The organism is Winogradskyella eximia, assembly GCF_003386165.1.
GTDB classification, from domain to species: domain Bacteria; phylum Bacteroidota; class Bacteroidia; order Flavobacteriales; family Flavobacteriaceae; genus Winogradskyella; species Winogradskyella eximia.
The window spans coordinates 151,238-175,211 of record NZ_QRDV01000009.1 but is presented as its reverse complement, the minus strand read 5'-3'; the positions used below and the strand labels follow the sequence as shown (position 1 = coordinate 175,211).

At 32.2% G+C, this 23,974-nt stretch carries 22 protein-coding genes and 1 pseudogene; 9 read left to right on the top strand and 14 right to left on the bottom strand.

What is annotated here, in order from left to right:
• Positions 1-68 precede the first annotated feature (68 nt).
• From DFQ10_RS16890 to DFQ10_RS16870, 5 genes are read left to right on the top strand one after another with little or no spacing between them, the layout of a single operon-like run.
• Positions 69-1,046: a M28 family peptidase gene (locus DFQ10_RS16890; protein ID WP_115818625.1), complete on the top strand. Its 978-nt coding sequence runs from the start codon at positions 69-71 to the stop codon at positions 1,044-1,046.
• Positions 1,039-1,722 (top strand): SDR family NAD(P)-dependent oxidoreductase, encoded by a 684-nt coding sequence (locus DFQ10_RS16885; RefSeq protein ID WP_115818624.1) that lies wholly within the window; start codon positions 1,039-1,041, stop codon positions 1,720-1,722. Before DFQ10_RS16890 ends, DFQ10_RS16885 begins: the two co-directional genes overlap by 8 nt.
• A 58-nt stretch (positions 1,723-1,780) precedes the next feature.
• On the top strand, positions 1,781-2,377 hold the full coding sequence (locus DFQ10_RS16880; RefSeq protein ID WP_115818623.1) for a SprT-like domain-containing protein: 597 nt from the start codon (positions 1,781-1,783) through the stop codon (positions 2,375-2,377).
• An 11-nt stretch (positions 2,378-2,388) separates the two neighbouring features.
• Positions 2,389-3,477: a mannose-1-phosphate guanylyltransferase gene (locus tag DFQ10_RS16875; RefSeq protein ID WP_181897663.1), complete on the top strand. Its 1,089-nt coding sequence runs from the start codon at positions 2,389-2,391 to the stop codon at positions 3,475-3,477.
• A 5-nt stretch (positions 3,478-3,482) separates the two neighbouring features.
• Positions 3,483-4,976, top strand: a complete 1,494-nt coding sequence (locus DFQ10_RS16870) for a DUF389 domain-containing protein (RefSeq protein WP_115818622.1) — start codon at positions 3,483-3,485, stop codon at positions 4,974-4,976.
• Positions 4,977-5,011: 35 nt separating this feature from the next.
• On the opposite strand, the gene DFQ10_RS16865 is transcribed toward DFQ10_RS16870, so the two are convergent.
• Entirely contained in the window at positions 5,012-5,779 is a 768-nt protein-coding gene (locus DFQ10_RS16865; RefSeq protein WP_115818621.1) for an ABC transporter ATP-binding protein, read from the bottom strand.
• Positions 5,780-5,781: 2 nt separating this feature from the next.
• On the bottom strand, positions 5,782-6,531 hold the full coding sequence (locus DFQ10_RS16860; RefSeq protein ID WP_115818620.1) for an MlaE family ABC transporter permease: 750 nt from the start codon (positions 6,529-6,531) through the stop codon (positions 5,782-5,784).
• Between the two features lie 189 nt (positions 6,532-6,720).
• On the opposite strand from DFQ10_RS16860, the gene pafA reads away from it, so the two are divergent.
• Complete coding sequence (gene pafA / locus DFQ10_RS16855) at positions 6,721-8,391, top strand: alkaline phosphatase PafA (RefSeq protein WP_115818619.1); 1,671 nt, start codon at positions 6,721-6,723, stop codon at positions 8,389-8,391.
• A 9-nt stretch (positions 8,392-8,400) separates the two neighbouring features.
• Entirely contained in the window at positions 8,401-9,207 is an 807-nt protein-coding gene (locus DFQ10_RS16850) for a DNA/RNA non-specific endonuclease (RefSeq protein WP_115818618.1), read from the top strand.
• Between the two features lie 43 nt (positions 9,208-9,250).
• On the opposite strand, the gene DFQ10_RS16845 is transcribed toward DFQ10_RS16850, so the two are convergent.
• The 4 genes from DFQ10_RS16845 to gcvP form a co-directional block, all read right to left on the bottom strand.
• Positions 9,251-10,102, bottom strand: a complete 852-nt coding sequence (locus tag DFQ10_RS16845) for a glycosyltransferase family 2 protein (RefSeq protein ID WP_115818617.1) — start codon at positions 10,100-10,102, stop codon at positions 9,251-9,253.
• A 23-nt stretch (positions 10,103-10,125) separates the two neighbouring features.
• The gene (locus DFQ10_RS16840; protein WP_115818616.1) at positions 10,126-10,647 is read right to left on the bottom strand and encodes a methyltransferase domain-containing protein; all 522 of its coding nucleotides are present in this window, start codon (positions 10,645-10,647) and stop codon (positions 10,126-10,128) included.
• Between the two features lie 26 nt (positions 10,648-10,673).
• The gene (locus DFQ10_RS16835; RefSeq protein WP_115818615.1) at positions 10,674-11,732 is read right to left on the bottom strand and encodes a 3-oxoacyl-ACP synthase III family protein; all 1,059 of its coding nucleotides are present in this window, start codon (positions 11,730-11,732) and stop codon (positions 10,674-10,676) included.
• 162 nt (positions 11,733-11,894) lie between these two features.
• The gene (gene gcvP, locus DFQ10_RS16830) at positions 11,895-14,744 is read right to left on the bottom strand and encodes an aminomethyl-transferring glycine dehydrogenase (protein ID WP_115818614.1); all 2,850 of its coding nucleotides are present in this window, start codon (positions 14,742-14,744) and stop codon (positions 11,895-11,897) included.
• Between the two features lie 276 nt (positions 14,745-15,020).
• On the opposite strand from gcvP, the gene DFQ10_RS16825 reads away from it, so the two are divergent.
• A complete protein-coding gene (locus tag DFQ10_RS16825) occupies positions 15,021-15,857 on the top strand; it encodes a hypothetical protein (RefSeq protein ID WP_115818613.1) in 837 nt (278 codons plus the stop codon).
• On the opposite strand, the gene DFQ10_RS16820 is transcribed toward DFQ10_RS16825, so the two are convergent.
• The 6 genes from DFQ10_RS16820 to DFQ10_RS16790 all read right to left on the bottom strand — a co-directional run bounded on the left by DFQ10_RS16820 (position 15,831) and on the right by DFQ10_RS16790 (position 20,092).
• On the bottom strand, positions 15,831-16,097 hold the full coding sequence (locus tag DFQ10_RS16820; RefSeq protein ID WP_181897662.1) for a hypothetical protein: 267 nt from the start codon (positions 16,095-16,097) through the stop codon (positions 15,831-15,833). The two genes, DFQ10_RS16825 and DFQ10_RS16820, sit on opposite strands and share 27 nt — an antisense overlap.
• Before the next feature lie 41 nt (positions 16,098-16,138).
• The gene (locus DFQ10_RS16815) at positions 16,139-16,693 is read right to left on the bottom strand and encodes a sigma-70 family RNA polymerase sigma factor (protein WP_115818612.1); all 555 of its coding nucleotides are present in this window, start codon (positions 16,691-16,693) and stop codon (positions 16,139-16,141) included.
• Positions 16,694-16,773: 80 nt separating this feature from the next.
• Positions 16,774-17,472, bottom strand: coding sequence for a YqjF family protein (locus DFQ10_RS16810; protein ID WP_115818611.1), 699 nt, complete (start codon positions 17,470-17,472; stop codon positions 16,774-16,776).
• Positions 17,473-17,475: 3 nt separating this feature from the next.
• Positions 17,476-18,375, bottom strand: a complete 900-nt coding sequence (locus DFQ10_RS16805; RefSeq protein ID WP_115818610.1) for a TIGR01777 family oxidoreductase — start codon at positions 18,373-18,375, stop codon at positions 17,476-17,478.
• Between the two features lies 1 nt (position 18,376).
• Positions 18,377-19,198, bottom strand: a complete 822-nt coding sequence (locus tag DFQ10_RS16800; RefSeq protein WP_115818609.1) for a DCC1-like thiol-disulfide oxidoreductase family protein — start codon at positions 19,196-19,198, stop codon at positions 18,377-18,379.
• A 390-nt stretch (positions 19,199-19,588) separates the two neighbouring features.
• Positions 19,589-20,092: a GbsR/MarR family transcriptional regulator gene (locus tag DFQ10_RS16790; RefSeq protein WP_115818607.1), complete on the bottom strand. Its 504-nt coding sequence runs from the start codon at positions 20,090-20,092 to the stop codon at positions 19,589-19,591.
• Between the two features lie 92 nt (positions 20,093-20,184).
• Here DFQ10_RS16790 and DFQ10_RS16785 point away from each other — a divergent pair, with 92 nt between their 5' ends.
• Positions 20,185-20,883, top strand: coding sequence for a T9SS type A sorting domain-containing protein (locus DFQ10_RS16785; RefSeq protein WP_115818606.1), 699 nt, complete (start codon positions 20,185-20,187; stop codon positions 20,881-20,883).
• Between the two features lie 2 nt (positions 20,884-20,885).
• Here DFQ10_RS16785 and DFQ10_RS16780 read toward each other — a convergent pair.
• Positions 20,886-21,062 (bottom strand): annotated as a pseudogene (locus DFQ10_RS16780) (M3 family metallopeptidase); the annotation flags it as partial.
• Positions 21,063-21,145: 83 nt separating this feature from the next.
• Positions 21,146-23,923: a T9SS type B sorting domain-containing protein gene (locus tag DFQ10_RS16775; protein WP_115818605.1), complete on the bottom strand. Its 2,778-nt coding sequence runs from the start codon at positions 23,921-23,923 to the stop codon at positions 21,146-21,148.
• Positions 23,924-23,974: the final 51 nt, after the last annotated feature.

Below are 23,974 nucleotides of genomic sequence, written 5' to 3'. Positions count from 1 at the left end.
AATAATATAATCCTGATTTGATAATTTTCGAATCAGGATTTTTTTATCTTTAAACTCAAATAAATATTATGAGAAAAATACTTTCAATTCTTATCATTGCATTGGTTTACTCATGCGCTTGTCATACAAAAGGTGCTGATGGAAAATCAGGTAATAAGGGAGAAATAGTAAAACCTAAAATTACTAAAGAAGCTATTAAAGCTAGTATGGACTATTTAGCTTCAGATGAATTACAAGGACGAGCAACCGGAAGCGAAGGCATTGAAAAAGCAGCCGTTTTTATAGAAAATTATTTAAAGACTCATAAGATTAAACCTTATTTTGAAACGTATCGCGATTCATTTAAAGTAAATGATTTAGATGGATATAATATTGTAGGTATGGTTGAAGGCAATGACCCAATACTTAAGAACGAATTTATAATTCTTGGTGGTCATTACGATCATATAGGACTAGGTAAAGTTGTAGAAGGCGATTCAATTGCAAATGGTGCAAATGATGATGCGTCTGGCACAATAGCAGCTATGGAGTTTGGTAAATATTTTGCCCAAACTAAAACGAATAAGCGCAGTATTTTAATTACACTATATGATGCTGAAGAAGTCGGTTTAAAAGGTTCTGCACATTTAGCTGCACGTTTAAAAGCGAAAGGTATTAATGCTTATACAATGATTAATTTTGAAATGATTGGTGTTGCAAGAGCAGAAGAACAATCAATGGCTTATATGAGTGGTTTTGAACGTTCTAATTTTGCTGAAACATTGAATAGTTATGCTGGAGAAGAGGTTGTAGGTTTTTTCCCTAAAGCAAAGGATTTTGGCTTGTTTATGAGGTCTGATAATTACCCTTTCTTTAAAGGACTTAATATTCCTGCGCATGCCATTTCAACTTTCGATTTTACGAATTTCGATTACTATCATCACGTGGATGATGAAGCAGATAAAATGGATTACGAACATATGGTAAGTTTTATAGAAAAAATGATTCCTGCGTTAGAAGGAATGATGAATGCACCAACTAAAGAAGTTATATTAAAAGATGAGTAAAAATATAATTATAACAGGTACTAGTAGAGGTATAGGGTTTGAACTTGTTCATCTTTTTGCCAATCAAGGACATAATGTTTTAGCATTATCTCGAAATGCAAAACCAGTAAGTAATCTTCATTTTGATAATATATCATCTTTTGCTTTTGATTTATGTAATGAGGACGATTACCAAAAAGTAACTGATTTTATAAAAGAAGAATGGAAGCATGTTGATATTTTAATAAACAATGCAGGTGCTATAATCAACAAACCATTTGCTGAGACTACGTTTCAAGATTTTACTAAAGTGTACCAAACTAATGTTTTTGGTGTTTCAGAATTAACCAGAACTGTTTTGCCATTTCTTAAAAGAGATGGTCATGTGGTAACGATTAGTTCTATGGGAGGCATTCAAGGTAGTATGAAATTCCCTGGTTTATCAGCATACAGTTCTAGTAAAGGTGCAGTTATTACCTTAGTTGAATTGTTAGCAGAAGAATACAAAGAAACAGGACCACAATTTAATGTTTTGGCATTAGGAGCCGTACAAACAGAAATGTTAGAAGAAGCATTTCCTGGTTATAAAGCACCAACAACGGCTAAAGAAATGGCAGAGTATATTCAAAATTTTGCCTTAACCGGAAATAAATATTATAATGGTAAAGTGTTACAAGTTTCTAATTCTACACCTTAAATTTCAAATTGAATTTTAAGATTTAAAAAATAGAAATATAACAACTATTTTTGCGGCAATGCAGGCACAGTATTTAGAATTTATTCCAGTTTCAGCAAAGCCATCGGTTTTAGAGCTTTTAGCTAATGATCATTTAACGGTAAAAGTTAAGCGTGAACGTAAAACACGTCATGGTGATTATAGAGCGTTGCCCAACGGTAAACACCAGATTACTATAAACTCTAATTTAAATAACTATCGGTTTTTAATTACGTTAATTCATGAGATTGCCCATTTTGAAGCTTATAATAAATATGGAAGAAGCATTAAGCCGCATGGAAAAGAGTGGAAGCATACGTTTCAGCATTTAATGTTACCATTTATAAGACCCGAAATTTTCCCGAATGAGTTATTACCATTATTGGCTCGTCATTTTAAAAACCCAAAAGCGTCTAGCGATACAGATACACATCTCGCCTATGCCTTAAAGCAATTCGACGAAAGCAACGATAAGACGTATGTATTTGAATTACCTTTGAATCAAACTTTTAAACTTTACAATGGTAGAGTATTTAAAAGAGGTAATAAACGTAGAAAACGCTACGAATGTGTTGAAGTTAGCTCAGGAAAATTATATTTGTTTAACCCAAATGCAGAAGTAGAAGTTTTAGATTAAAACATAAATTGATGAATAGCAAAAACAAAAATTATTACGCCATATTAATGGCAGGTGGAGTAGGATCAAGATTTTGGCCAGTAAGCACGCAAGATTTCCCTAAACAGTTTCATGATATGTTGGGAACAGGCGATACACTGATTCAGAAAACATTTCACCGTTTAGCAAAATTGATTCCTGAAGAAAATATCTTCATACTAACCAATGAGCGTTATAATGATTTAGTTTTTGAACAATTACCAAATATTACAAAACGTCAGGTGGTTTTAGAACCAGCAATGCGTAATACTGCACCTTGTATTTTGTATGCGTCATTAAAAATTCAGAAAGAAAACGAAGATGCTGTAATGATTGTAGCACCAAGTGATCATTGGATTGAAGATGAACAAGCCTTTTCTGATAATGTTAAAACAGCATTTGATTATTGCGAATCTAATTCTGCATTAATGACTTTAGGTATAACACCAACATTCCCAAATACAGGATATGGTTATATAGAATATGATAAATCAGCTACAACGGAGATAAAATCCGTAAATCAATTTAGAGAGAAGCCAGATTACGAAACGGCAAAATCTTTTATTAGTCAAGGGAATTTCTTATGGAATGCAGGTATATTTATGTGGAGCGCAAAAACAGTAGTTGCGGCTTTTAAAAATAATCAGCCTAAGTTGTATGAATTATTTGAAAAAGGATATAGCGTTTACAACACAGAGTTTGAGGATAATTTTATAAAAGAAAATTACGAAAAGGCAGAAAACATATCTGTAGATTATGCACTTATGGAAAAAAGTGATAATGTATATGTGATTCCTGCTACTTTTGACTGGAATGATCTAGGAACTTGGGGAAGTCTTTATGATAAGTTAGATAAAGATGAGAATAGTAACGCAGTGGTTAATGCAAAAACGTTATTAGAGGATGCTAATGGAAATATGATTCGTTCTAAAAAAGATAAAGTTGTAGTTGTTGATGGCTTAAAAGATTACATCATTGTAGATAAAGACGAAGTTTTACTTATCTTTCCTAAAGCAAAAGAACAAGATATTAAAAAAGTACTTCAAAATGTGAAAGCTAATTTTGGAGAAGAATATGGTTAAAAACTATGAGTGACGAACATAAATTCAATTTTTCTGAGGATGAGAATTCTCAGATAACCAACGAGATGAATAAGGAAGCTGCTGTTGAAGAAAAGAAAGATGCAGTAAAAAAAGATGCTCAAGGTTTATTTGCCAGTTTAAAAACGTTTTTAAGTGAACTACTCGATTTTAGAGAAGATACCGATAGAGACGCTACAATAACTGCGATAAAAGCAGATATTCCCTTTAAAGGAGCAACAGCTTGGATTTTAGTCTGTTCGATATTTGTAGCATCCATTGGGCTTAATGCCGATTCTACCGCTGTTGTAATTGGTGCCATGTTAATTTCTCCTTTAATGGGCCCTATTTTAGGCGTCGGACTATCTATTGCTATAAATGATATTGATACTTTAAAGAAATCACTTATCAATTTAGCAACCATGATTGTTTTAAGTTTGCTAACGGCATTTTTATTTTTTTGGTTATTTCCACTTAGTGAAGATACTAATGAATTAATGGGACGTACTCGTCCCGATATACGAGATGTACTTATTGCCTTTTTTGGTGGTTTAGCTTTAATAATTGCACGGACTAAAAAAGGGACTATTGCTTCGGTTATTTTTGGTGTTGCTATTGCTACAGCGTTAATGCCACCTTTGTGTACAGCGGGTTATGGCTTAGCAATAGGGAATTGGCAGTTTTTTGGTGGAGCTATGTATTTGTTTACCATTAATACCATATTTATTGCTTTAGCTACATTTTTAGTATTAAAAATATTGCGCTTTCCAATGCTTAAATATGCTAATTCGGCAAAGCGTAAACGTATTTCTAGAGTGGCTATGGGAGTTGCTATTATTGTTATGATTCCTGCAATTTGGACGTTTTTAACAGTGCTAAATGAAAGTAAAATAAATAGGGATTATCAAGCATTTCTTAAAGCTGAAATTGAAGATAATCGCAGTCTATGGTTATATGACGAAGAGCTTGATATAGATGCCAAAACAATGAGCCTATATTTTAATGGAGAAATCAGTGATGAGATGGTGTCAGCTTTTCAGAATGCTAAGAATGAATCTGCAGATTTAAAGGAGTTTGAGTTAGTTATTAATGCAAATAAAACTAGAAGCGCAGATCGTTTAGCAGAATCTTTAGATAGAGCTTATGCTGATTTAGATCGTAAGGATAATGTTATAGATGGTTTACAAAAACAAATAGAAGAGTTGCAAACCAATATCTCTAATCTTAATAAAGTGATTGAGTCTAAAAATACGAATCAGAATGCTGTATCATTTAGTACATTATCTCGTGATGCTAAAATTAAATTTAGTGATCTTGAGTATTTTGGATATGCTAAAATGTTAGAGTCAAAAGATTTTATAAATATTGATACGGTAACAGTTGCAAACGTAAGATGGAAGGTTAAACTTGCGGATAGTTTGGTTTTAACAAAAGAGCGTGATTTACAACGATGGTTAAAAAATGAACTAAAAGTAGATACCGTATTTATAAAACGAAACTAAGAATAGAGTATACAGTAAAGTTGAAAAAGGAAAATTTAATTGCGCTCTTCAAGATACATTTTGCGCACTTTCTTAAATAGGTTAGAAGAGTAAACAAAGTCCGTTACGACTTCGTTATCGGTTCTGAAAATAGTTTCATTAGAGCCTTCCCATGCTTTAAGTCCATCTTTTAAGAATACAATTTTTTCGCCAATTTCCATTACAGAATTCATGTCGTGAGAATTTATAACTGTAGTAATATCAAATTCGTCAGTAATCTCTTGTATTAAATTATCTATTACAATAGCTGTTTTTGGATCTAGACCAGAATTAGGCTCGTCACAAAATAAATATTTAGGTCTATTTACAATTGCCCTAGCAATGGCAACACGTTTTTGCATACCTCCAGAAGCTTCACTAGGCATTTTTTTATGAGCATCAGGTAGATTTACACGGTTTAAAACCACATTAACTCTATCTTCCATTTCGCTTTTACTTTGCTTTGTAAACATACGTAAAGGAAACATTACATTTTCTGCAATTGTCATAGAATCAAATAGAGCGCTTCCTTGAAATACCATACCTATTTCTGCACGTAGTGCTCGTTTTTCATCAGGACTTAATTTGCTGAATATTTTTCCATCATAAGAAATAGATCCTTTTTCGTATTCAAATAAACCTAGTAAACATTTTAAGAATACAGTTTTACCCGAGCCACTTTGACCAATAATTAAGTTGGTTTTTCCTTTTGCAAAGGACGTTGTTATGCCTTTTAAAATATGTGCATCTCCAAATGATTTATGTAAATCTTTAACTTCTATCATAATTAGCCAAGTAATAAACTGGTTAGTAAAAAGTTGACCAATATGATCATTACACTCGTCCAAACGAATGACGTTGTACTGGCTTTACCAACTTCTAAAGCTCCTCCTTTCATAAAATAACCATAAAATGAAGGAATTGTAGCTAACAAGAAGGCAAATACAAATGTTTTAATAAAAGCATATATAAAATGAAAAGGAATAAAATCTGTTCTTACACCTTCTAAATAATCTTCTAGTGTACCATAGCCACCGTAAACACAGGCAACAAGACCTCCTAAAACGCCTAAAAACATGGCGATAGAAATAACAAATGGATAAAGCGTTAAAGCAATAAATTTAGGGAATACTAAATAGTTAATAGCATTTATTCCCATCACCTCTAAAGCATCAATTTGTTCTGTAACACGCATAGTTCCTATGCTAGATGTTATAAATGAACCTACTTTACCAGCCATAATAATCGAAATAAATGTTGGCGCAAATTCTAAAATTATAGATTGTCTAGTAGCAAAACCAACCAAGTATTTTGGCATTAATGGACTCGTCATGTTTAATGAGGTTTGTATAGCTACAACACCTCCAACAAAAAAGGAGATAAAGGCTACAATACCTAACGATCCAATAATAAGATCATCAATATCTTTTAAGATTAGAGGTTTCATTACAGACCATTTAGTAGGTCTGCGAAATATGTCCTTAATCATTATAAAATAAGTACCTATATTATAAAGGTAAGTGCTGGGTCTTTTCATTAATGCTAAAGTATAAAAAATGATTAGGAAAAGAGCATATTCATAATTTTTTCACACATAAAAATGATTAATTGCGAACTACATGCGACAATTAAAAAAAATAAATATGAACGCATGAAAATACGTTAAATTAAAAATAAGATAACATAAAAATTGTATTTTTGAGATTAAATTTAAAGTCTTATTCAGATGAAAAATGCCATCGCTTTTATTGCCTTTTTACTTTTATTTAGCTCTTGTGGCGCACAAGATGCAGCAATTGATACTTCTAAAGAAACATTAAATACAATAGAATCTAACACTAGGCCAAAATTAGTAGTTGGTATAGTGGTTGATCAAATGCGTTACGATTATTTAACACGTTTTGAATCGAAGTTTGGAGATGGTGGTTTTAAACGCATGATAAGTGAAGGCTTTAATTGTAAAAATAATCATTTCAACTATGTGCCAACTTATACTGGTCCTGGTCATGCGTCGGTTTATACTGGTACAACTCCAAAATATCATGGCATTGTAGGTAATAATTTCTATGATAAGGAGATTAAGGAAATGGTGTATTGTGCTCAAGATGATAATGTAAAACCTATTGGTACAGAAGATAAAGCGGGTTTAATGTCACCACGCAGAATGCAAACCACTACGTTTGGAGATGAGAACAGGTTGTTTACTCAAATGCGAGGAAAAACAATAGGTGTTTCTTTAAAAGATAGAGGTGCTATTTTACCAGCTGGTCACACTGCAAACGCAGCGTATTGGTTTCATGGAAGGGATGAAGGTTCTTGGATTTCAAGTTCTTTTTATATGAATCAATTACCACAGTGGGTTAGTGATTTTAATACTTCGGAAAGTGCAGAATCGTATTTAAAAGTGTGGAATACGCTTTATGATATTTCAACTTATATCGAAAGTGGTACTGATGAAAATAATTTTGAAGGTGGATTTAAAGGAAAAGAAAAAGCGACGTTTCCTTATGATTTAAAAGCTTTAAGCAAGGATAACAGAGGGTTCGATATTTTAAAAGCGACACCTTATGGTAATAGTCTAACTACAGATTTTGCAATGGCTGCAATTAAAGGAGAAAATTTGGGTGCTGATGATATAACGGATGTGTTGGCTGTTAGTTTTTCTGCTACCGATTATGTTGGTCATAACTTTGGTGTTAATTCCAAAGAAATTGAAGATACTTACATTCGTTTAGATAGAGATTTAGAACGTTTTTTTAATTATTTGGATGCTACTGTAGGTAAAGGAGAATACACAGTGTTTTTAACAGCCGATCATGGTGCTGTAGATGTTCCTGCTTATTTGCAATCTGTTAATGTGCCAGCTGGTTATGTAGATAATAAAGAAAGAAAACAAAAGTTTAATGCGTTTTTAAATTCAACTTACGGAACTAAGGATATTGTTGAAAATATTAGTAACAATCAAATATTTTTAGACAGAGCCAAAGTAAAGTCTTTAGGCTTAAATCTTATTGATGTTCAGAATGCTATAGCAATGGAGCAACTAACTTATCCTAATGTATCTAAAGTGTACACGGCGACGACTATGAGTACGTCAGGTTTTTCTAATGGAGTTGAGGAATTATTGCAAAACGGATTTAATCAAAAACGATCTGGTGATGTTATTTTGGTAAATGACACCGCTTTTATTTCATACGGTAGAACAGGTTCTACACATGGTAGTGCATTAAATTATGATACGCATGTGCCATTATTATTTTTTGGTAAGGGAATTAAGCATGGAGAAACATTAGATAAAACAGTGATTCCTGATATTGCGCCAACAATGTCTGCGTTGTTAGGTATTAGTTTTCCTAATGGAGCGACTGGTCAGCCATTGGGATTTGTAATTGATTAATTTTTTGATTTGAAAAGAAAACCAATATTCACCATTATAGCTATCATCATCGCCATAGCTATTTACAGTTATGACTATTATCTAAATGCCGAACAAAAAGCTGAAGTTGTAAACGTAGGGCAAACCGTAAAAGAAGGTACTAATGAGTACTTTCTACCGACGAGTACTACAAATCAAATAGTTCATCATCAAAATTATTCCTTGTCTTATAGTGAGCCTCACGAACAAGCAGAATGGGTAGCGTATGAGTTAAAAGCATCGCATATAAGTTCTACAAACCACAAAAGACCATATTTTGAAATTGATGATGCTGTAAAAACAGGAGCTGCACATTGGAGAAATTATAAGAAATCGGGTTACGATAAAGGGCATTTGTGTCCTGCTGGTGACCGAAGGTTTACAAAAACCGCACACGATGAAACTTTTCTAACAAGTAATATTAGTCCACAAGAGCATAAGTTTAATGCAGGTGTTTGGAACCGATTAGAACAGAAGGTGAGGTATTGGGCGAAAAAAAATGACGGTATTTTTGTTGTGACAGGTGGCGTTTTATCAGGAAATATGAAAACAATTGGTACAGATGATGTTTCTGTACCTAATAAATTTTACAAAGTTATTTTAGATAATACGAATGGTAGAATTAAGGTTTTAGCCTTTTTAATGGACCATGAGGATTCAAACTTACCGTTGTATAAATTTGTGGTATCAGTAGATAAGGTTGAAGCATTAACAGGAATTGATTTCTTCCCGGAACTAGAAGATAGTCTTGAGGATAAAATTGAAGCTTCCAGTAGCTATAAAAGCTGGAGTTTTTGACGAAGTCAACGATTTTGTCATGCTGAATTAATTTCAGTATCTCTCAATTGCTGAATTTTGTCTTAATGCCTTTCCAGCGCAAATCACGTATAAATTTTCCTTCCTCTTCAGAAACTAAAAATTCTACGTTATTGGATTTAGCTTTAAAATACCCAGACATATAATCTCTAAACATCTGAAAACTTCTTTTTTTGTAAGCTAATTTTAAAGCTGAAATTAGCGTAATCCAAAAACCATAACGCATTTTGTACATCGCTTCACCTTGCAGGTATTTAGAAGCTTTATTGTATGATTGTCCGGTTGGTTTGAGATGTTTTACATGAAGTGATTCATCGGTTAAAATTTCCCATCCGTTATATTTCGCAAGTAATTCATCAACGGTATCCCAACCCATAGACGATTTTAATTGTCCTATTTGATTAAAACAATCTTTTCTATACGCTTTTAGAGCACCTCTAATATGATCTTTATTGGTTAGGTTTTCTAGAATCCATGTGTTGTCTTTTTCGATATAGCAAAATCCTGAAGCCATACCTAATTTTGGATTAGACTTAAAATGATTCGAAATTTTTTCAAGATAATTAACCGGAAAAATAAGGTCTGCATCAAATTTACAGATAATGTCAAAATCGTTATTCAACGAATGAAGTCCTTTATTAAATGCTTTAATAATTTTAGAACCTGGCAAGTGTTTATCTGACGATGCTGAATTTATTACAGAAATCCATTCATGTTTTGAGGCGTAGTTCTCAGCAATATTTTGAGTACTATCTGTAGAATTATCATTAACGATAACAACTGCTTTTGGCAATAGGGTTTGCTGAGCTAAAGATTCTAAAGTTTTACCAATGTAATCTTCTTCGTTGTGTGCAGGAATGATAATGTGAAAATTCAAAATTGAAAGCTGTTTTTTCAAAGTTAAACTCTTTCTGCGTAAACAATATAGTATCTAGGTGTAAAACGTCTTAAAATTGGTCTTAAGCCAAGTTTATTTACAGGATTGGTCCATTTATATCTATCCTTAATTATCCAACCTGTTTTCTCTAAAAGCCAATCGAGTTGCCAATCTTCAAATTCATGGTAATGTCTGTCTCGCATATCCGTTTTACTTCTGTAAGCTGAAGCAAACCATAATTTTAAAGGCACACTAATCACTAATTTATTCGTTTTTATAGACTTTAAAACTTCGTATGGAGATAATAGATGTTCAAAAATTTCTAAAGCAGTAACAACGTCAGCTCCAGAATTATTAATAGCAGAAGTATCTTCATCCAAATCTTCACCAGTAGTATTCTCAACAGAATAGCCTTCAGAAATCATAATTTCCGAAAATGGATTTTTTACACCTAAATCTAATATAGATTCTGTAGTATTAACGTGTTTCTGTAAAAACTGAAGTGTAAGTTTAAATCGTTTATTTGGATATGTTTTTTCGTACATCTATGGTTGCGGAAATCAGGATTAAATTAATACTGATAGATAATAGTATTAATATTCATACCAGCACCTACACTTGCAAACATAATAATGTCTCCTTTATTAATTTGTTGCCCTTCAAGTTCTCCTTTCAAAATGAGATCTAATAAAGTTGGTACAGTCGCAACACTAGAGTTCCCTAAAAGATTTATAGACATTGGCATTATGCCTTCTGGCATTTGCATATCATAAAGTTTATAAAACCTTTGTACTATGGCCTCGTCCATTTTTTCATTTGCCTGATGGATCAATATTTTTTTAACATCAGTAATCGATTTACCACTTTTTTCTAAACAAGATTTTAAAGCTTTTGGTACATTAGAAAGTGCAAATTCATAAATCTTACGTCCATACATTTTAATATAACGACGTTTGTCTGTAGTCTCATGATTGTTGGTTTCTCCAAAAAATATAAAATGAGCTTCATCTAGCGCGTAAGTGGCTGTTTCATGAGCTAAAATTCCACCTTCCTCATCACTTTTTTCAACAATTACAGCACCAGCTCCATCACTATAAATCATAGAGTCCCTATCGTACTTATCTATAACTCTAGAAAGTGTTTCAGAGCCAATTACTAAGCAACGTTTGGCAATACCAGAAGCAATAAATGCTTTGGCTTGTATAACCCCTTCAATCCAACCAGGACATCCAAAAAGCAAGTCGTAACCAACACATTTTGGATTTTTAATTTTTAGTAAATGCTTAACTCTAGAAGCAATACTAGGTACTGTATCACTTTGTTCCGTATTGTGTTTTATGTCTCCATAATTATGAGCCACAATAATATAGTCTAAACTTTCTTTATCAATCTTAGCATCTTCAATTGCTTTTGATGCAGCAATGAAAGCGATATCGCTATTTATCTGATTATCTTTAACATAACGCCTTTCTTGAATGCCAGTTATAGCTTTAAACTTTTTTACAATAATTTCATTTGAACTATTTATTGTAGAACCATCAGCATTTAAAAATTTATGATTGTAAAAATCTTCATTTTTTTCAATAATGCTAGGTATATAACTTCCTGTTCCTGTTATTCTAATCGCCATAGTTATCAAATTTTCAATATTACGAAGCTAGTTAATATTCTAGAATTTTCTTTTATTTAAAGTTTTAATACGTCAATTTTTAGTGAATTCTCAATAATTGGTATTTATAATTTGAAAAACACAAAAAAGCACACAATCTGTGTGCTTTTTATTATGTTGTATTTAGGCATCCATATAGCTTTCTATTGGTGCACAGCTACAAATTAAATTTCTATCACCATACGCATCATCAACACGTCTTACGCTAGGCCAAAATTTATTGTCTCTAACGAAGTCTATAGGAAATGCTGCTGCCTCTCTAGAGTATGGTAATAACCATTCATCTGAGGTTAACATATCTAAAGTATGTGGTGCATTTTTAAGCATGTTGTTTGGGGTGTCTTTATCCACGGCATCAATTTCCTTTCGGATTGAAATCATAGCATCACAAAAACGATCCATTTCTGCTTTACTTTCACTTTCTGTAGGTTCAATCATCATTGTGCCTGCAACCGGAAAAGAAACTGTTGGTGCATGGAAACCATAATCCATTAAACGTTTAGCAATATCTGTAACTTCAATACCATTAGCTTTAAAATCTCTACAATCAATAATCATTTCGTGAGCAGCTCTTCCGTTTTCACCAGAATATAAGGTAGGATAAGATCCTTCTAAGCGTTTTTTAATATAGTTGGCATTTAATATGGCAATTTCGGTTGCTTTTTTCAAACCTCGGTAACCTAACATTTTAATGTAACCATAAGAAATAAGACAGACTAATGAAGACCCAAATGGTGCTCCAGAAATAGCTGTAATTGCTTGATGACCTCCTGTTTTAATAATTGGGTTTCCTGGTAAGAAAGGGACTAATTGTTTAGCAACACAGATTGGTCCTACACCTGGTCCGCCTCCTCCATGAGGAATAGCAAAAGTTTTGTGTAAGTTTAAGTGGCATACATCTGCACCAATATTTCCTGGATTGGTTAAACCAACCTGAGCATTCATATTGGCACCATCCATATAAACTTGTCCTCCATTGGCGTGAATAATCTGCGTAATTTCTTTTATTGCAGATTCGTAAACACCGTGAGTAGAAGGGTAAGTCACCATAATAGCAGAGAGATTATCTTTATGTAGCTCTGCTTTTTCTCTTAAGTCTTCAACGTCAATATTTCCATTTTCAGTGGCTTTAGTCACTACGACTTTCATACCAGCCATAACAGCACTAGCAGGATTTGTACCATGTGCAGATGATGGAATTAAACAAATATTTCTATGATGGTCTCCACGAGATTCATGATAAGCTTTTATAACCATTAAGCCAGCAAACTCACCTTGAGCACCAGAATTTGGTTGTAATGAAGTTGCTGCAAAACCAGTAATTTCAGAGAGTTGATTCTCTAAAGCGTTTAACATTAATTTGTAACCCGTCGCTTGATCTGTTGGTACAAATGGGTGCATATTTCCCCAACTGCTCCAGCTTAATGGTAACATTTCTGAGGCTGCATTTAATTTCATGGTACAAGAACCAAGTGAAATCATAGAATGGTTTAAAGCTAAATCTTTTCGCTCTAAACGCTTAATGTATCTCATTAATTCTGTTTCTGAATGATAAGTGTTAAATACATCAAAAGTTAAAAATTCTGATTGACGCTTTAAGTGATCTGGAATTGTTTTTGTGTGTGAAATAGATTCAATTTTATCCGTAGTGTTTTTTGTTACACTTTCAAAAATTGAAATAATTTCATTTAAGTCTGAAACTGTTGTTGTTTCATTTATAGAAATAGTTACTGTATTAGTATCTGGGTAATGAAAGTTAACTTCATTCTTTTCGGCTTCATATTTTACTTTAACAGCATCAGCTTTTATTTGAAGCGTGTCAAAATAATGCGCATTCACTTGGTCTAATCCTAATTTTTCTAAAGCGTTGGCTAGAGTAGAAGTTGAGTTTTTAACCTTGTCTGCAATAAACGTTAATCCTTTTGGACCATGATAAACGGCATACATTCCTGCCATAACAGCTAAAAGAACTTGGGCTGTACAGATGTTAGAAGTTGCCCTATCGCGTTTAATATGTTGCTCGCGTGTTTGTAACGCCATACGTAAGGCTCTGTTACCATTAGCGTCTTTTGTAACTCCAATAATTCTACCTGGAATATCACGTTTGTAGACCTCTTTAGTTGCAAAATAAGCTGCATGAGGACCTCCGTAACCCATTGGGATTCCGAAACGTTGCGTTGTACCCACAACAACATCAGCACCAAATTTCCCTGGAGCTTCAAGTTTAACTAAGCTTAAAATATCAGCAGCAACAGCGACTTTAATATTTTCTGCATTTCCTTTTTCTATAAAAGACTGGATATCTGTGATCTGTCCGTTTTTTCCTGGATATTGTAATAGCGCACCAAAGTATTCGCTAGAAAGATTGTATTCCGCTTCGTTTCCTATCACTAATTCAATGCCAATAGGATTTGCTCTTGTTTCTAATAAATCTATAGTTTGAGGTAATACTAAATCTGAAACAAAAAACTTATTGACGTTAGCTTTCTTTTGAGCGCGATCTCTAACAGCAAATAATAAAGACATCGCTTCAGCAGCTGCTGTACTTTCATCCAAAAGTGATGCATTTGCAATTTCCATACCTGTTAAATCAATAATCATAGTTTGGAAATTTAACAAGGCTTCTAATCTTCCTTGTGCAATTTCTGCTTGGTATGGAGTATAGGCTGTGTACCAACCTGGATTTTCTAAAACGTTACGCTGAATTACTGCAGGTAAATTAGTAGGGTAATAACCTAAACCAATATATGTTTTATAGACTTTATTAAGTTGCGATAAGTTATATATATGGCTTAAGTATTCTTGTTCGCTCATGGCAGCATCAAGGTCTAAATCTTTTTCAAGACGAATACCTGCTGGTATGGTTTCTGAAACTAGTTGTTCTATACTGTTAACACCTATAGTGTCTAACATGGCTTTTTGTTCGTTAGAATTTGGGCCAATATGTCTGAGTGCAAATGAGGTAGTATCCATTAAAATAATAGTTTATTTAGTCTTGCAAAAGTACGGATTTAGCCTAATTTTTTAGTTTTTATACCTTAAAGTTTTTAACCGAAAGTTGAGGTTATCAACACAATGGATTTGTCTAAAATTTATGCGTTTTAGATTGAATTTATATTTTCTAACTAAAGCGATGTTTTTTATATAAATACAGGACGTTAGAAACTACAAATGATAAAAGATCTTTTAAATCTCTATTTTTTTTGAATTGAAAAATGTTTAGATGAGTTCAATTCTTACTTTTGCTTTATGCAAGTATTAAAACGCATTTTAAATTTCTACTTAAATAGCAGCATTCATGTTGCATTAGCAGCTTCAGCATTAACTTTGGTTACGCTAATTGAATTGGATTTGAAGTTAGATAAATACCTACTTTATTTTGTGTTTTTCTCAACGATAACAGGCTATAATTTTGTGAAATATTTTGGAGTAGCTAAATTTCATCATCGTAGCTTGGCTGGTTGGCTTAAAGTTATTCAGGTGTTTTCATTTATGGCTTTTTTAGCCATGTGTTTTCTGATGTTCTATCTTGAATTGAATACTTTAATACTGATTGGTATTCTTGGAGTTGTAACTTTCTTTTATGCTATTCCTGTTATGCTTCCCAAACGTTATTTATTTGATGATCATAAAAATTTACGACAAATAGGTGGTTTAAAAGTCTATGTAATTGCATTAGTTTGGGCATTTACTTCAGTTTACTTACCAGTAGTAAACGAGGCTGTTTCTATAGATGCAGATGTGATTATTTTGGGTTTGCAACGGTTCTGTTATGTGCTCGTTTTAATGTTGCCTTTTGAAATAAGAGATTTGAATTATGATAGTTTGAAATTAGCAACCATTCCTCAAAAAATAGGCATAAAAAAAACTAAAATTATTGGTGTATTGCTTTTATTGCTATTTGTACTATTAGATTATTTTAAAGATGTGTTAAAACAAGAAACACTATTGTCTACAGTAATAATTGCATTACTAACATTTGTGTTATTAATGTTTTCTAATAAAAATCAATCAAAATATTATAGTGCGTTTTGGGTAGAGAGTTTACCTATTATTTGGCTAGTGATTTTGCTGTTGCTTAGCTAATTCTGCTTTAAATTGATTTTCAATTTTATTGCGTTCTTCAGCTTTTAAGCATTTTACCTCCGCTTTCTCTATACTTTCTGTGAGTTTGCTATTTTTTGTAGAATAGCTTTTTGTGATATGGCAATACGCCAAACGAATGTTTAATTTAAAACGTTCCCAAGAAGAAGCTTCTCCATATTGTACTTTATCACAAATATGTTTTGCTTCATCACAGTTAATAAATAAAAAACTTTTTTTCATTTGTATTTAAACCTTTCAAAAAGGAAAGGATTTTTTAATATTTAAAACCAATTTTCTTCCATGCAATCCGCAAGTGCAGTTCTGGCTCTATGGATAATTACCCAAAGGTTAGACGCAGTAATTTCTAATTCATTACAAATAGTTTCGGTATCGTAGCCTAAAATGGTCTTCATTTTAAAAACATCAGCTTGTTTTTCGGGCAATTTGTCTATGCAGTCGTAAATTGCGTCACCCAATTCAGAATTCTCTAAAGTGTCTTCAGCTGTTTTATCAAAGGGGTCTGCAACGCGTTCTTCTAACCAATCACCTTCAGCGTCTTCACTATTAAGATAGCCCATTCTAACTTCAGCTTTACCTTTGTTAGAATTTATTTTTCGATAATGATCAATAATTTTTCGCTTTAAAATTGAAATAAGCCATGTGCGCTCGCTTGCTTCACCTTTAAAATTAGCCATAGATTTTAATCCAGCTAAAAAGGTTTCAGAAATTAAATCTTGAGCGATTTCTCTATCATTTACACGTGTAATTGTATAATTGAAGAGATAATCTGAATATAGTTTCACCCAATTATTTGGGTCTATTTGGTGATTAGGCATTGTTCATTTGCATTGCTGTGTCAAAAATAGGTTAAAAAAACGAGAAATTAATTTCGTTTTAGTATCGTGTTTTGTATCAGTCACTTATGTATAGTCCGTTTATTTTTTACTGTAATTTTTGAGCCTGTCGCTAAAATAACAGATGTTGGTTTTAAAGGTTGAAGTATTTTAAAGTATTGCCCATAATTAGCTTCAAAATTTAAATTAACCTTAAAACTTGTAACTTTTAAGTTCTGCCATGTTGGGTGCGTCACTTCGTATTCGTAAGTTTTATTTTTGTGTTTGGTATAGCCAAAGTAATGTTCTGTAATAAACTGTTCTTCGGAATTATCTTTAATATCTGACAATGTTTTTTCTGTTTTGACAGAAATAGATTGCCATTGGTCATTAAGTTTCCATTGATATTCAAATTCATTATGGTTGTCATTTTCTTCCCATCTATGAGTCATTTTATTAGTTTGATAATGCTCATGGTAAATTGAATTTGCGACGAATGTGATTAACGGTTTTGGGACAATTTCTTTTATGAAAACAACGCCTCTTTTACCATTGTGTTTAACATAAAATCTTAGATTGACTTCTTCAAAATTAATATGAAACGGAAGTTTAACTCCTAAAACTTTTGTGTCTTTAAACATAAAACCAACTATACTAATGAAGTATTTACCATTAAAACTATCTAACGCTGTTCCTTTTGGTAAAAATGGCGTTAAAATATTAGGGTTAATCTCGTAATTAATGAGAATTAGGTTTTTCCAGTAAGCTTTTAAAAATGTCATTGATTAGGGTTTTAATAGGTCTTGTAATGCAATTTCAATATCTGAATGTGTAAATAAGAAACCTTTGGCTGTTAGTTTCGCAGGAATAACATTTCTACTTTTTAAGACTAATTCTGGTTCAGTACCAATTAGTTTGGCACCAAACTTTATAAGCCATTTAGGTTGCGGTAATCCAAAAGGTACTTTTAAAACTTTACGTATCGTTTTCATTAAATAGGCATTTGTGGTTGGTTTTGGTGACACAATATTATAAGCGCCTTCAAGCTGTTTTTCAATTAAAAAATTGATTGCTCTAGCAAAATCATTTTCATGAATCCAACTTACTTTTTGTTTACCATGCCATTGCTTGCCTCCTAAACCAAATTTTGTAAGTCGTTTTAAAGGAATTAGTGCACCTCCATTTTTTCCTAATACAATTGATGTTCTTAATATTACTTTTCTTGTGCTTGGTGTTTCAATACTATTAAATGCTGCTTCCCAAGATGTTGCAATATTCATGGAAAAATCATTACCAATATCTCCATTTTCTTCAGTCATTTGTTTGTGATAAGAGTTGTCATAAATTGTAGATGTAGACATGTTGAGCCAAGCTTTTGGTGGATTTTCGCATTGGTTTATAGCCTTACCTAATATGTTGGTAGAATCTATACGAGAATCGTGGATAAGTTTTTTATTCGCTTCTGTATATCTACAATCTACTGATTTGCCTGTAAGATTTATTAGTGTGTTTGCTCCTTCAAGTGTTTTGGTCCATTGGTCTAAGTCTTTAGCATTCCAATATACGTGGTTTGGTTTTGTGGTTTTTCGAGTTAAGATTTTTACATCGTAACCTTTCTTAGACAAGTATGATTCTAATACTTGTCCTAAAAATCCGGTGCCACCTGCTATGATGATAGTTTTCATATTATAAAAATAAAATTAGAAGTAAAACGAGTAGTCGATACAATATCCAAGTTGCTGATAATACCGTTGGTAATTCTAACAGCTTAATCCGTCTTATATGTTCAAATAACAGAATCGTTGCTGTGAGTCCGAACCAAAAGAGTAGTGCTAGTTCTGGTATTTCAATTATTGAGTTTAGAATTATGACAGGAATTAATATTAAGCTTCCCATTAATGAAACCGTCATAAGGTTACCATAGTAGTTGAGCTGTTTTTCAATTTTTAATTTTGAAATAAATAAGCCTTGAAATCCAATCTGTCCTAAAGCCATTAAACATTCTCTTAAGAAGGTTGATTCATGAATAACATTTAATAATTTACCAAATTTGAATAATACAATACTGGTGACTAGAGATGCAAATAGAATATAAGTGTATCTGTATTTGTAGTTGAAATCTGGTACGCATTGTAATGTTTGCGTTTGGTCTTCTTTACTCGGAATTATGACTTTTCTATTATAAGATATAAAAGAATACAACTTTTTTAATCCGAATTTAATAAGTTTTAAATTTCCTATTTTTTCTACCCATGGCATTGAATTACCGATGACTTTTAGTAAACTATCAATACCATAAATAACGGTTTTGTTTTTATTATCAAATAGTGCAATCTCATTTGAAGCTCTTTTGAGGTCTATAAAGTTTTGCTCTTCGTTGGTTAAATCACAATAGGCTTTTCTGCCATTATCATCTAACATTTTGGCTTTTATAAAACCACTTGTATAGACATTACATAAAGGACAATCTTTATCATACAGTAAAGTTTGATTTTGTAGTGTTTTCATGATTGTTTGATTTTGTATGTGATGTATAAATGAAATATGGCCAGAAGTAGCGTATGGAATATCCATATAAACATTAATTCTAATTCGCCATTGGTGTTTTGCGCTATCGTTCTAAATAGTATTATACTAGCTATTGTTGTGAGAATGTAGATTGTAAATAGGATCTTAATTAATTTGCTAAGCTCTTTAAAATGGATTAAAATATATATGCTCATTACTATTTGTATTAGCCCTAATATGGGTTGAGCAATAATTCCTCCCCAAAAAGTGAAGTAGAGTAGTATTGTTATAAGGACGCACCAATTATTTATTTTATATAGATTCTTCATGTTTTTGTTAATTTTAAACTTTCAGAAAAAATTGAAAGTTTGTTTTAAAAAAATAGATTAACTATTTCATCAGTTTTAAAACTGACTTAGTTAACCAATTTTGTTTTTGATTCACCATTTTATTCATTAAGGTATCTAAATCTTGAGTTAGTTGGTTTAATGCTTTAGTTTGTTTAATCAATTCCTTTGTTTTTTCGGTGCCATCATCTTTAATAGAAGAGACGTCTTCTAAAACTTTTATAACAGGTCTTATTTCTCTTCTACTTCGTTCTTTTGCAACTATTCGTGCTAATTCTTGTACGTCTTTTTCTGTGGTAAAGAATTCTTTTCGTTCACCAGACACCAGAACTTTAGTTACAATTCCCCAATCCATAAGCTGTCTTAAATTCATGCTTGTATTACCACGAGAAATTTTAAGTTCTTCCATGATGTCTTCCATAGACAATGGTTTGGTTGAAATAAAAAGAAGCGCTTGTATTTGTGCCATGGCTTTGTTTATGCCCCAAAGTGAACCTAAACTTCCCCAAGTACTAATAAATTTTTCTTTTGCTTCTTTGTAATCCATATTGCAAATATATAATAATTTTTAAACTTTCAGTAATTACTGAAAGTTTAAATTGATTAATTTTAACTATTTTAGATTTCAAATCAATTAATATGACAACAAAATTACTCTACATTTTTTTGCTATTCACAAGTTTTTGCAGTGCTCAAATAGCACTAACTCCTAATCCATCAGATATTAATTCTGGCACATTAACTTTAACCTATGGTGCATCTGGTGATTACTCTATTTTTGACCCAATGAGTGATCCTAATTTATTTTTATATACTGGTTTAGATACAGATTCAGACCCTCTAACTTGGGATTATCATGATGATTTTACAAATAGTAGCACTTTGATTCCCTTGACTTATGATGTTAGTTTGGGATATTATGTGGCTACATTTAATCCTGCAACGCGTTCTTATTTAGAAGAGCCATCGCTTAATATAGTTACAATTCCTAGTGGAACTGCAGTTAATGATTGGTACTTTTTAATTACAGTTGCAGACCAATCTAGACAGTCTGCCGATTTAAAAGGTAGCGATTATGGTTTTGGTTCAACAACACTTTCTGTTGATTCTTTTAATAAAACAAAAGACATTTATGTTGGTAACGGTATAATCACCTTTAATTCTCAAGGCAATTATACGGTTACAGTTTACGATATTCTAGGTAAACAAGTGGTTGATACTAAATTTAACGTCTCGGGATTATTAACTCATAATTTCCAATTACAAACAAAAGGTGTTTACTTGGTTAAAATTAATGATGGTCAATTTACACGAACAATTAAATTGCTGAAATATTAGTATTACTTCACTAATCCTGCACGTCGTAATAAAGCTTCAGGTTTTGGTTCTTGTCCTCTAAACTTTTTATATAAAGTCATTGGGTCTTCTGTGCCTCCTTGTGATAGTACAAAGGTTTTAAATTTGTGAGCAATTTCTTTATTAAAAATGCCTTCTTCTTTAAAGTATTCAAAAGCATCTACGTATTTTAAATATAATAATATAGAGATTCTTTCAAAACAAGAATTCAGCTTTATAAATTAATTGGATTATAGTACTATTATTAACGTTTCAGAGTGAAATGACCAAGGAACTTCTTTTCAATAAAATCTTCAGTATTAAAATATGTCATACTGAACCAATAATCGTTGGTTGGAAGGAGGTTTCCATTATATGTACCATCCCAACTGTTAGTACCTTTTAATTCTGTAATTAATTTACCATATCTATTAAAAATTAAAATCTTTTTGATTACTAAATTCTCACTAGAATTAACCATCCAAAAATCATTAATACCATCGTCATTTGGTGTGAAAAAGACTGGGAAGCCGACTAACGAAAATGATTTTTCAATAACATCACAACCGAAAACATCTTTAACACTGATTATATGTTCTCCTGGAGGTATATTAGAGAATATATTGCTTGATTGCCATTCTCCTGAATCTAATTTGTATAAATAGTTTCCACTGCCAATAGCATTTACAATTACTGAGTTTTTGGTTGAGAAAAAAGGTGAAGTTTGCTCTATGTTAATATTCTCAGGAGGGTAGGATGCTATGACATGTGTTGAGTCCCAAAAATTACAACCTGTATTAATATCTGTTATCTGTACAGTATAGAAACCATGGTGCATTGGTGTGTAATAATTATTTTCTGCTCCGACTAGAATTGTAGAGCTTGAATTATTAACAACATCATCCATAGAACCATTATACCATTGGAATTTATAATTATCTGCACTAATTTCTGTATGAATGGTTAAATCTGTATTGATGATGTTTTCATCTGTATCGTAACAAATTACATATTCATCTAATATGTCAGTCTCGTCAATATTTGAAGGTATTACGGTTAATGTTATAAGATGGCCATAGCCAATACAATTATTGTTATCAGTGCCATCAATACGTACCCAAATATTCTGAATAAAAGGAGAAAGGCTATTGCTATGCTCATTTATATTGTAAATATTATCATTTTCAGATGAAGCATCTAGCTCGTTTGTATAATAAGAAACAGTTACATCTTGGTCTAAGAACAAATTTTCTATAGTAGCAGTTGCGTCACTAAAGTCGAAAGTAGCAATACCATCAGTGTGGTCGATGTCACTAATATCATCATCACAAGTTGTGTAATTAAGCATATTGGCTTGCGGAAATTGATTCGAACTTAAGGTTAAGTTTATTTCTGCAATAGAGTAACATCCGTTAGTGTTTTCAATCCTAGCATAAACAATATCATTAAACGGATTGTTATTTGTGTAGTTAAGAATTTCTGTAATTTGAGATTCAAAAGTTTCATATTTGGCCGCTTCTTCGTTTAAATAGTAAGTGAAAATGAGACTACCATTGTATTCTGAAATTATTTCATTTGCTTCAGTAAGATTGAAAGCGGCATAACCGTCCATATTATCATCACATTGAATTAGCTGGACAGTCTCTGTGGTTTCAGGATTTGTAAAAACAACAATGTCTTTGGAATATTGAAATTCACCTCCATTGGCTTGCATAGTTGCACTAGCAGTATATGTTCCTGAAGAAGGGTATGTATGTTGAGGGTTAAAATCAGAAGATACATTGTTAACTCCAGAAGATGGGTCTCCAAAATCCCAAATTACCGAATCGAAGTTATTGTGTTTCAATGTGAAGTTAACTACTGTTTCTGGGCAGGTAGTTTCAACAGTAATTATTTCATTAGAGAATATACTTTCAACCCATTGAGGCAGTCCATATTGGCCTCTATTGGAACCAAGATTTATTGCACTTTCAATATAATTACAATCTATGCCTAATGCATTAGGGTTATCTATAACATCAAGGTAGCTATCTTGAATAGCAGAAATATAAATTTTTCCGTCAATACCAAGTTGCATAGATCCGGTAGCTCTTGGTGAATTACCATGAATAACTGTTTTAGAATCTTGTATTGCATTTGTGGTGCCTGCGGATAAATCAAATTGTGCGATATATGGAGTAGCTACAAATCCTGAACTCACATAAAGTAAAGAGCCATTAGGTGAAAATTCTAATCCGTAAGAATTCCTATTTCCCAGGTCCAGTGTCTTTGAATTAGAAATTACGCCAGTATTAGCATTAAAAGAACTAACATTTATATTGTCAGTGACACTATATAAGGTCGCAGCAATTTTATTTCCCTGAGGCGATATTTTTAATTGACCAAAACCTCCGGCGCTGCTACCTGAAGAGGATATTATAGGTTCTGTGTTTATACCTAATTCGTCTATTCTAAATGTTAAATATTTGTTGTTAGACATTTCATGTGCAACTACCCAATGCCCCTCAAAACTGTCGCTTTTATGTGATGTAAGCATTTCTGTTACATCGGATGCAATTAAAACATTTTTTACCTCGGTTACACCACCTAGTCCATTATCTAAGGTCATATCAATCTCTGAGTAGTATAAGTTATTATGCAGAAACACAGGTTTGTCCATGGTGAAAACATAATAAACGTTTAGATTATTGGGTTTTGAAATAATTAATGTAGCTTGAGAAACAGAATTGTCGGCCAATAAATCTGTACCATTAAGCATTACAGAATGATTGCGATTCCAAATAGTTCTTCCGTCAGTATAAAAAAGTAATTCACCTGCAAAATCAGAAACTGAAGCGCATCCTTCTCCTGTACTCATTTGACTATCTTGGAGAGCCGAAGGAGGTGAGGTGTTAAAAGTTAATCCTGAATTCGATCCAAAATACCAATTTGAAGATTCATTCTGAGCATGACTTGTACCTAAAAAAATACAACAAACGCATAGTAGAATTTGAGCTAATTTATTAGTAGAAAAAAATATTTTATAATAATAACCGAAAATCATTAATGTAAATTAAAATTTAAGATAATGAATTTTAGGTTAAAAAAAAAATGA

Coding starts and splice junctions, on each gene's coding strand:
- DFQ10_RS16890 (WP_115818625.1), top strand. CDS start 69: ATGAGAAAAATACTTTCAATTCTTATCATTGCATTGGTTTACTCATGC.
- DFQ10_RS16885 (WP_115818624.1), top strand. CDS start 1,039: ATGAGTAAAAATATAATTATAACAGGTACTAGTAGAGGTATAGGGTTT.
- DFQ10_RS16880 (WP_115818623.1), top strand. CDS start 1,781: ATGCAGGCACAGTATTTAGAATTTATTCCAGTTTCAGCAAAGCCATCG.
- DFQ10_RS16875 (WP_181897663.1), top strand. CDS start 2,389: ATGAATAGCAAAAACAAAAATTATTACGCCATATTAATGGCAGGTGGA.
- DFQ10_RS16870 (WP_115818622.1), top strand. CDS start 3,483: ATGAGTGACGAACATAAATTCAATTTTTCTGAGGATGAGAATTCTCAG.
- DFQ10_RS16865 (WP_115818621.1), bottom strand. CDS start 5,779: ATGATAGAAGTTAAAGATTTACATAAATCATTTGGAGATGCACATATT.
- DFQ10_RS16860 (WP_115818620.1), bottom strand. CDS start 6,531: ATGAAAAGACCCAGCACTTACCTTTATAATATAGGTACTTATTTTATA.
- pafA (WP_115818619.1), top strand. CDS start 6,721: ATGAAAAATGCCATCGCTTTTATTGCCTTTTTACTTTTATTTAGCTCT.
- DFQ10_RS16840 (WP_115818616.1), bottom strand. CDS start 10,647: ATGTACGAAAAAACATATCCAAATAAACGATTTAAACTTACACTTCAG.
- DFQ10_RS16835 (WP_115818615.1), bottom strand. CDS start 11,732: ATGGCGATTAGAATAACAGGAACAGGAAGTTATATACCTAGCATTATT.
- gcvP (WP_115818614.1), bottom strand. CDS start 14,744: ATGGATACTACCTCATTTGCACTCAGACATATTGGCCCAAATTCTAAC.
- DFQ10_RS16825 (WP_115818613.1), top strand. CDS start 15,021: ATGCAAGTATTAAAACGCATTTTAAATTTCTACTTAAATAGCAGCATT.
- DFQ10_RS16820 (WP_181897662.1), bottom strand. CDS start 16,097: ATGAAAAAAAGTTTTTTATTTATTAACTGTGATGAAGCAAAACATATT.
- DFQ10_RS16815 (WP_115818612.1), bottom strand. CDS start 16,693: ATGCCTAATCACCAAATAGACCCAAATAATTGGGTGAAACTATATTCA.
- DFQ10_RS16810 (WP_115818611.1), bottom strand. CDS start 17,472: ATGACATTTTTAAAAGCTTACTGGAAAAACCTAATTCTCATTAATTAC.
- DFQ10_RS16805 (WP_115818610.1), bottom strand. CDS start 18,375: ATGAAAACTATCATCATAGCAGGTGGCACCGGATTTTTAGGACAAGTA.
- DFQ10_RS16800 (WP_115818609.1), bottom strand. CDS start 19,198: ATGAAAACACTACAAAATCAAACTTTACTGTATGATAAAGATTGTCCT.
- DFQ10_RS16790 (WP_115818607.1), bottom strand. CDS start 20,092: ATGGATTACAAAGAAGCAAAAGAAAAATTTATTAGTACTTGGGGAAGT.
- DFQ10_RS16785 (WP_115818606.1), top strand. CDS start 20,185: ATGACAACAAAATTACTCTACATTTTTTTGCTATTCACAAGTTTTTGC.
- DFQ10_RS16775 (WP_115818605.1), bottom strand. CDS start 23,923: ATGATTTTCGGTTATTATTATAAAATATTTTTTTCTACTAATAAATTA.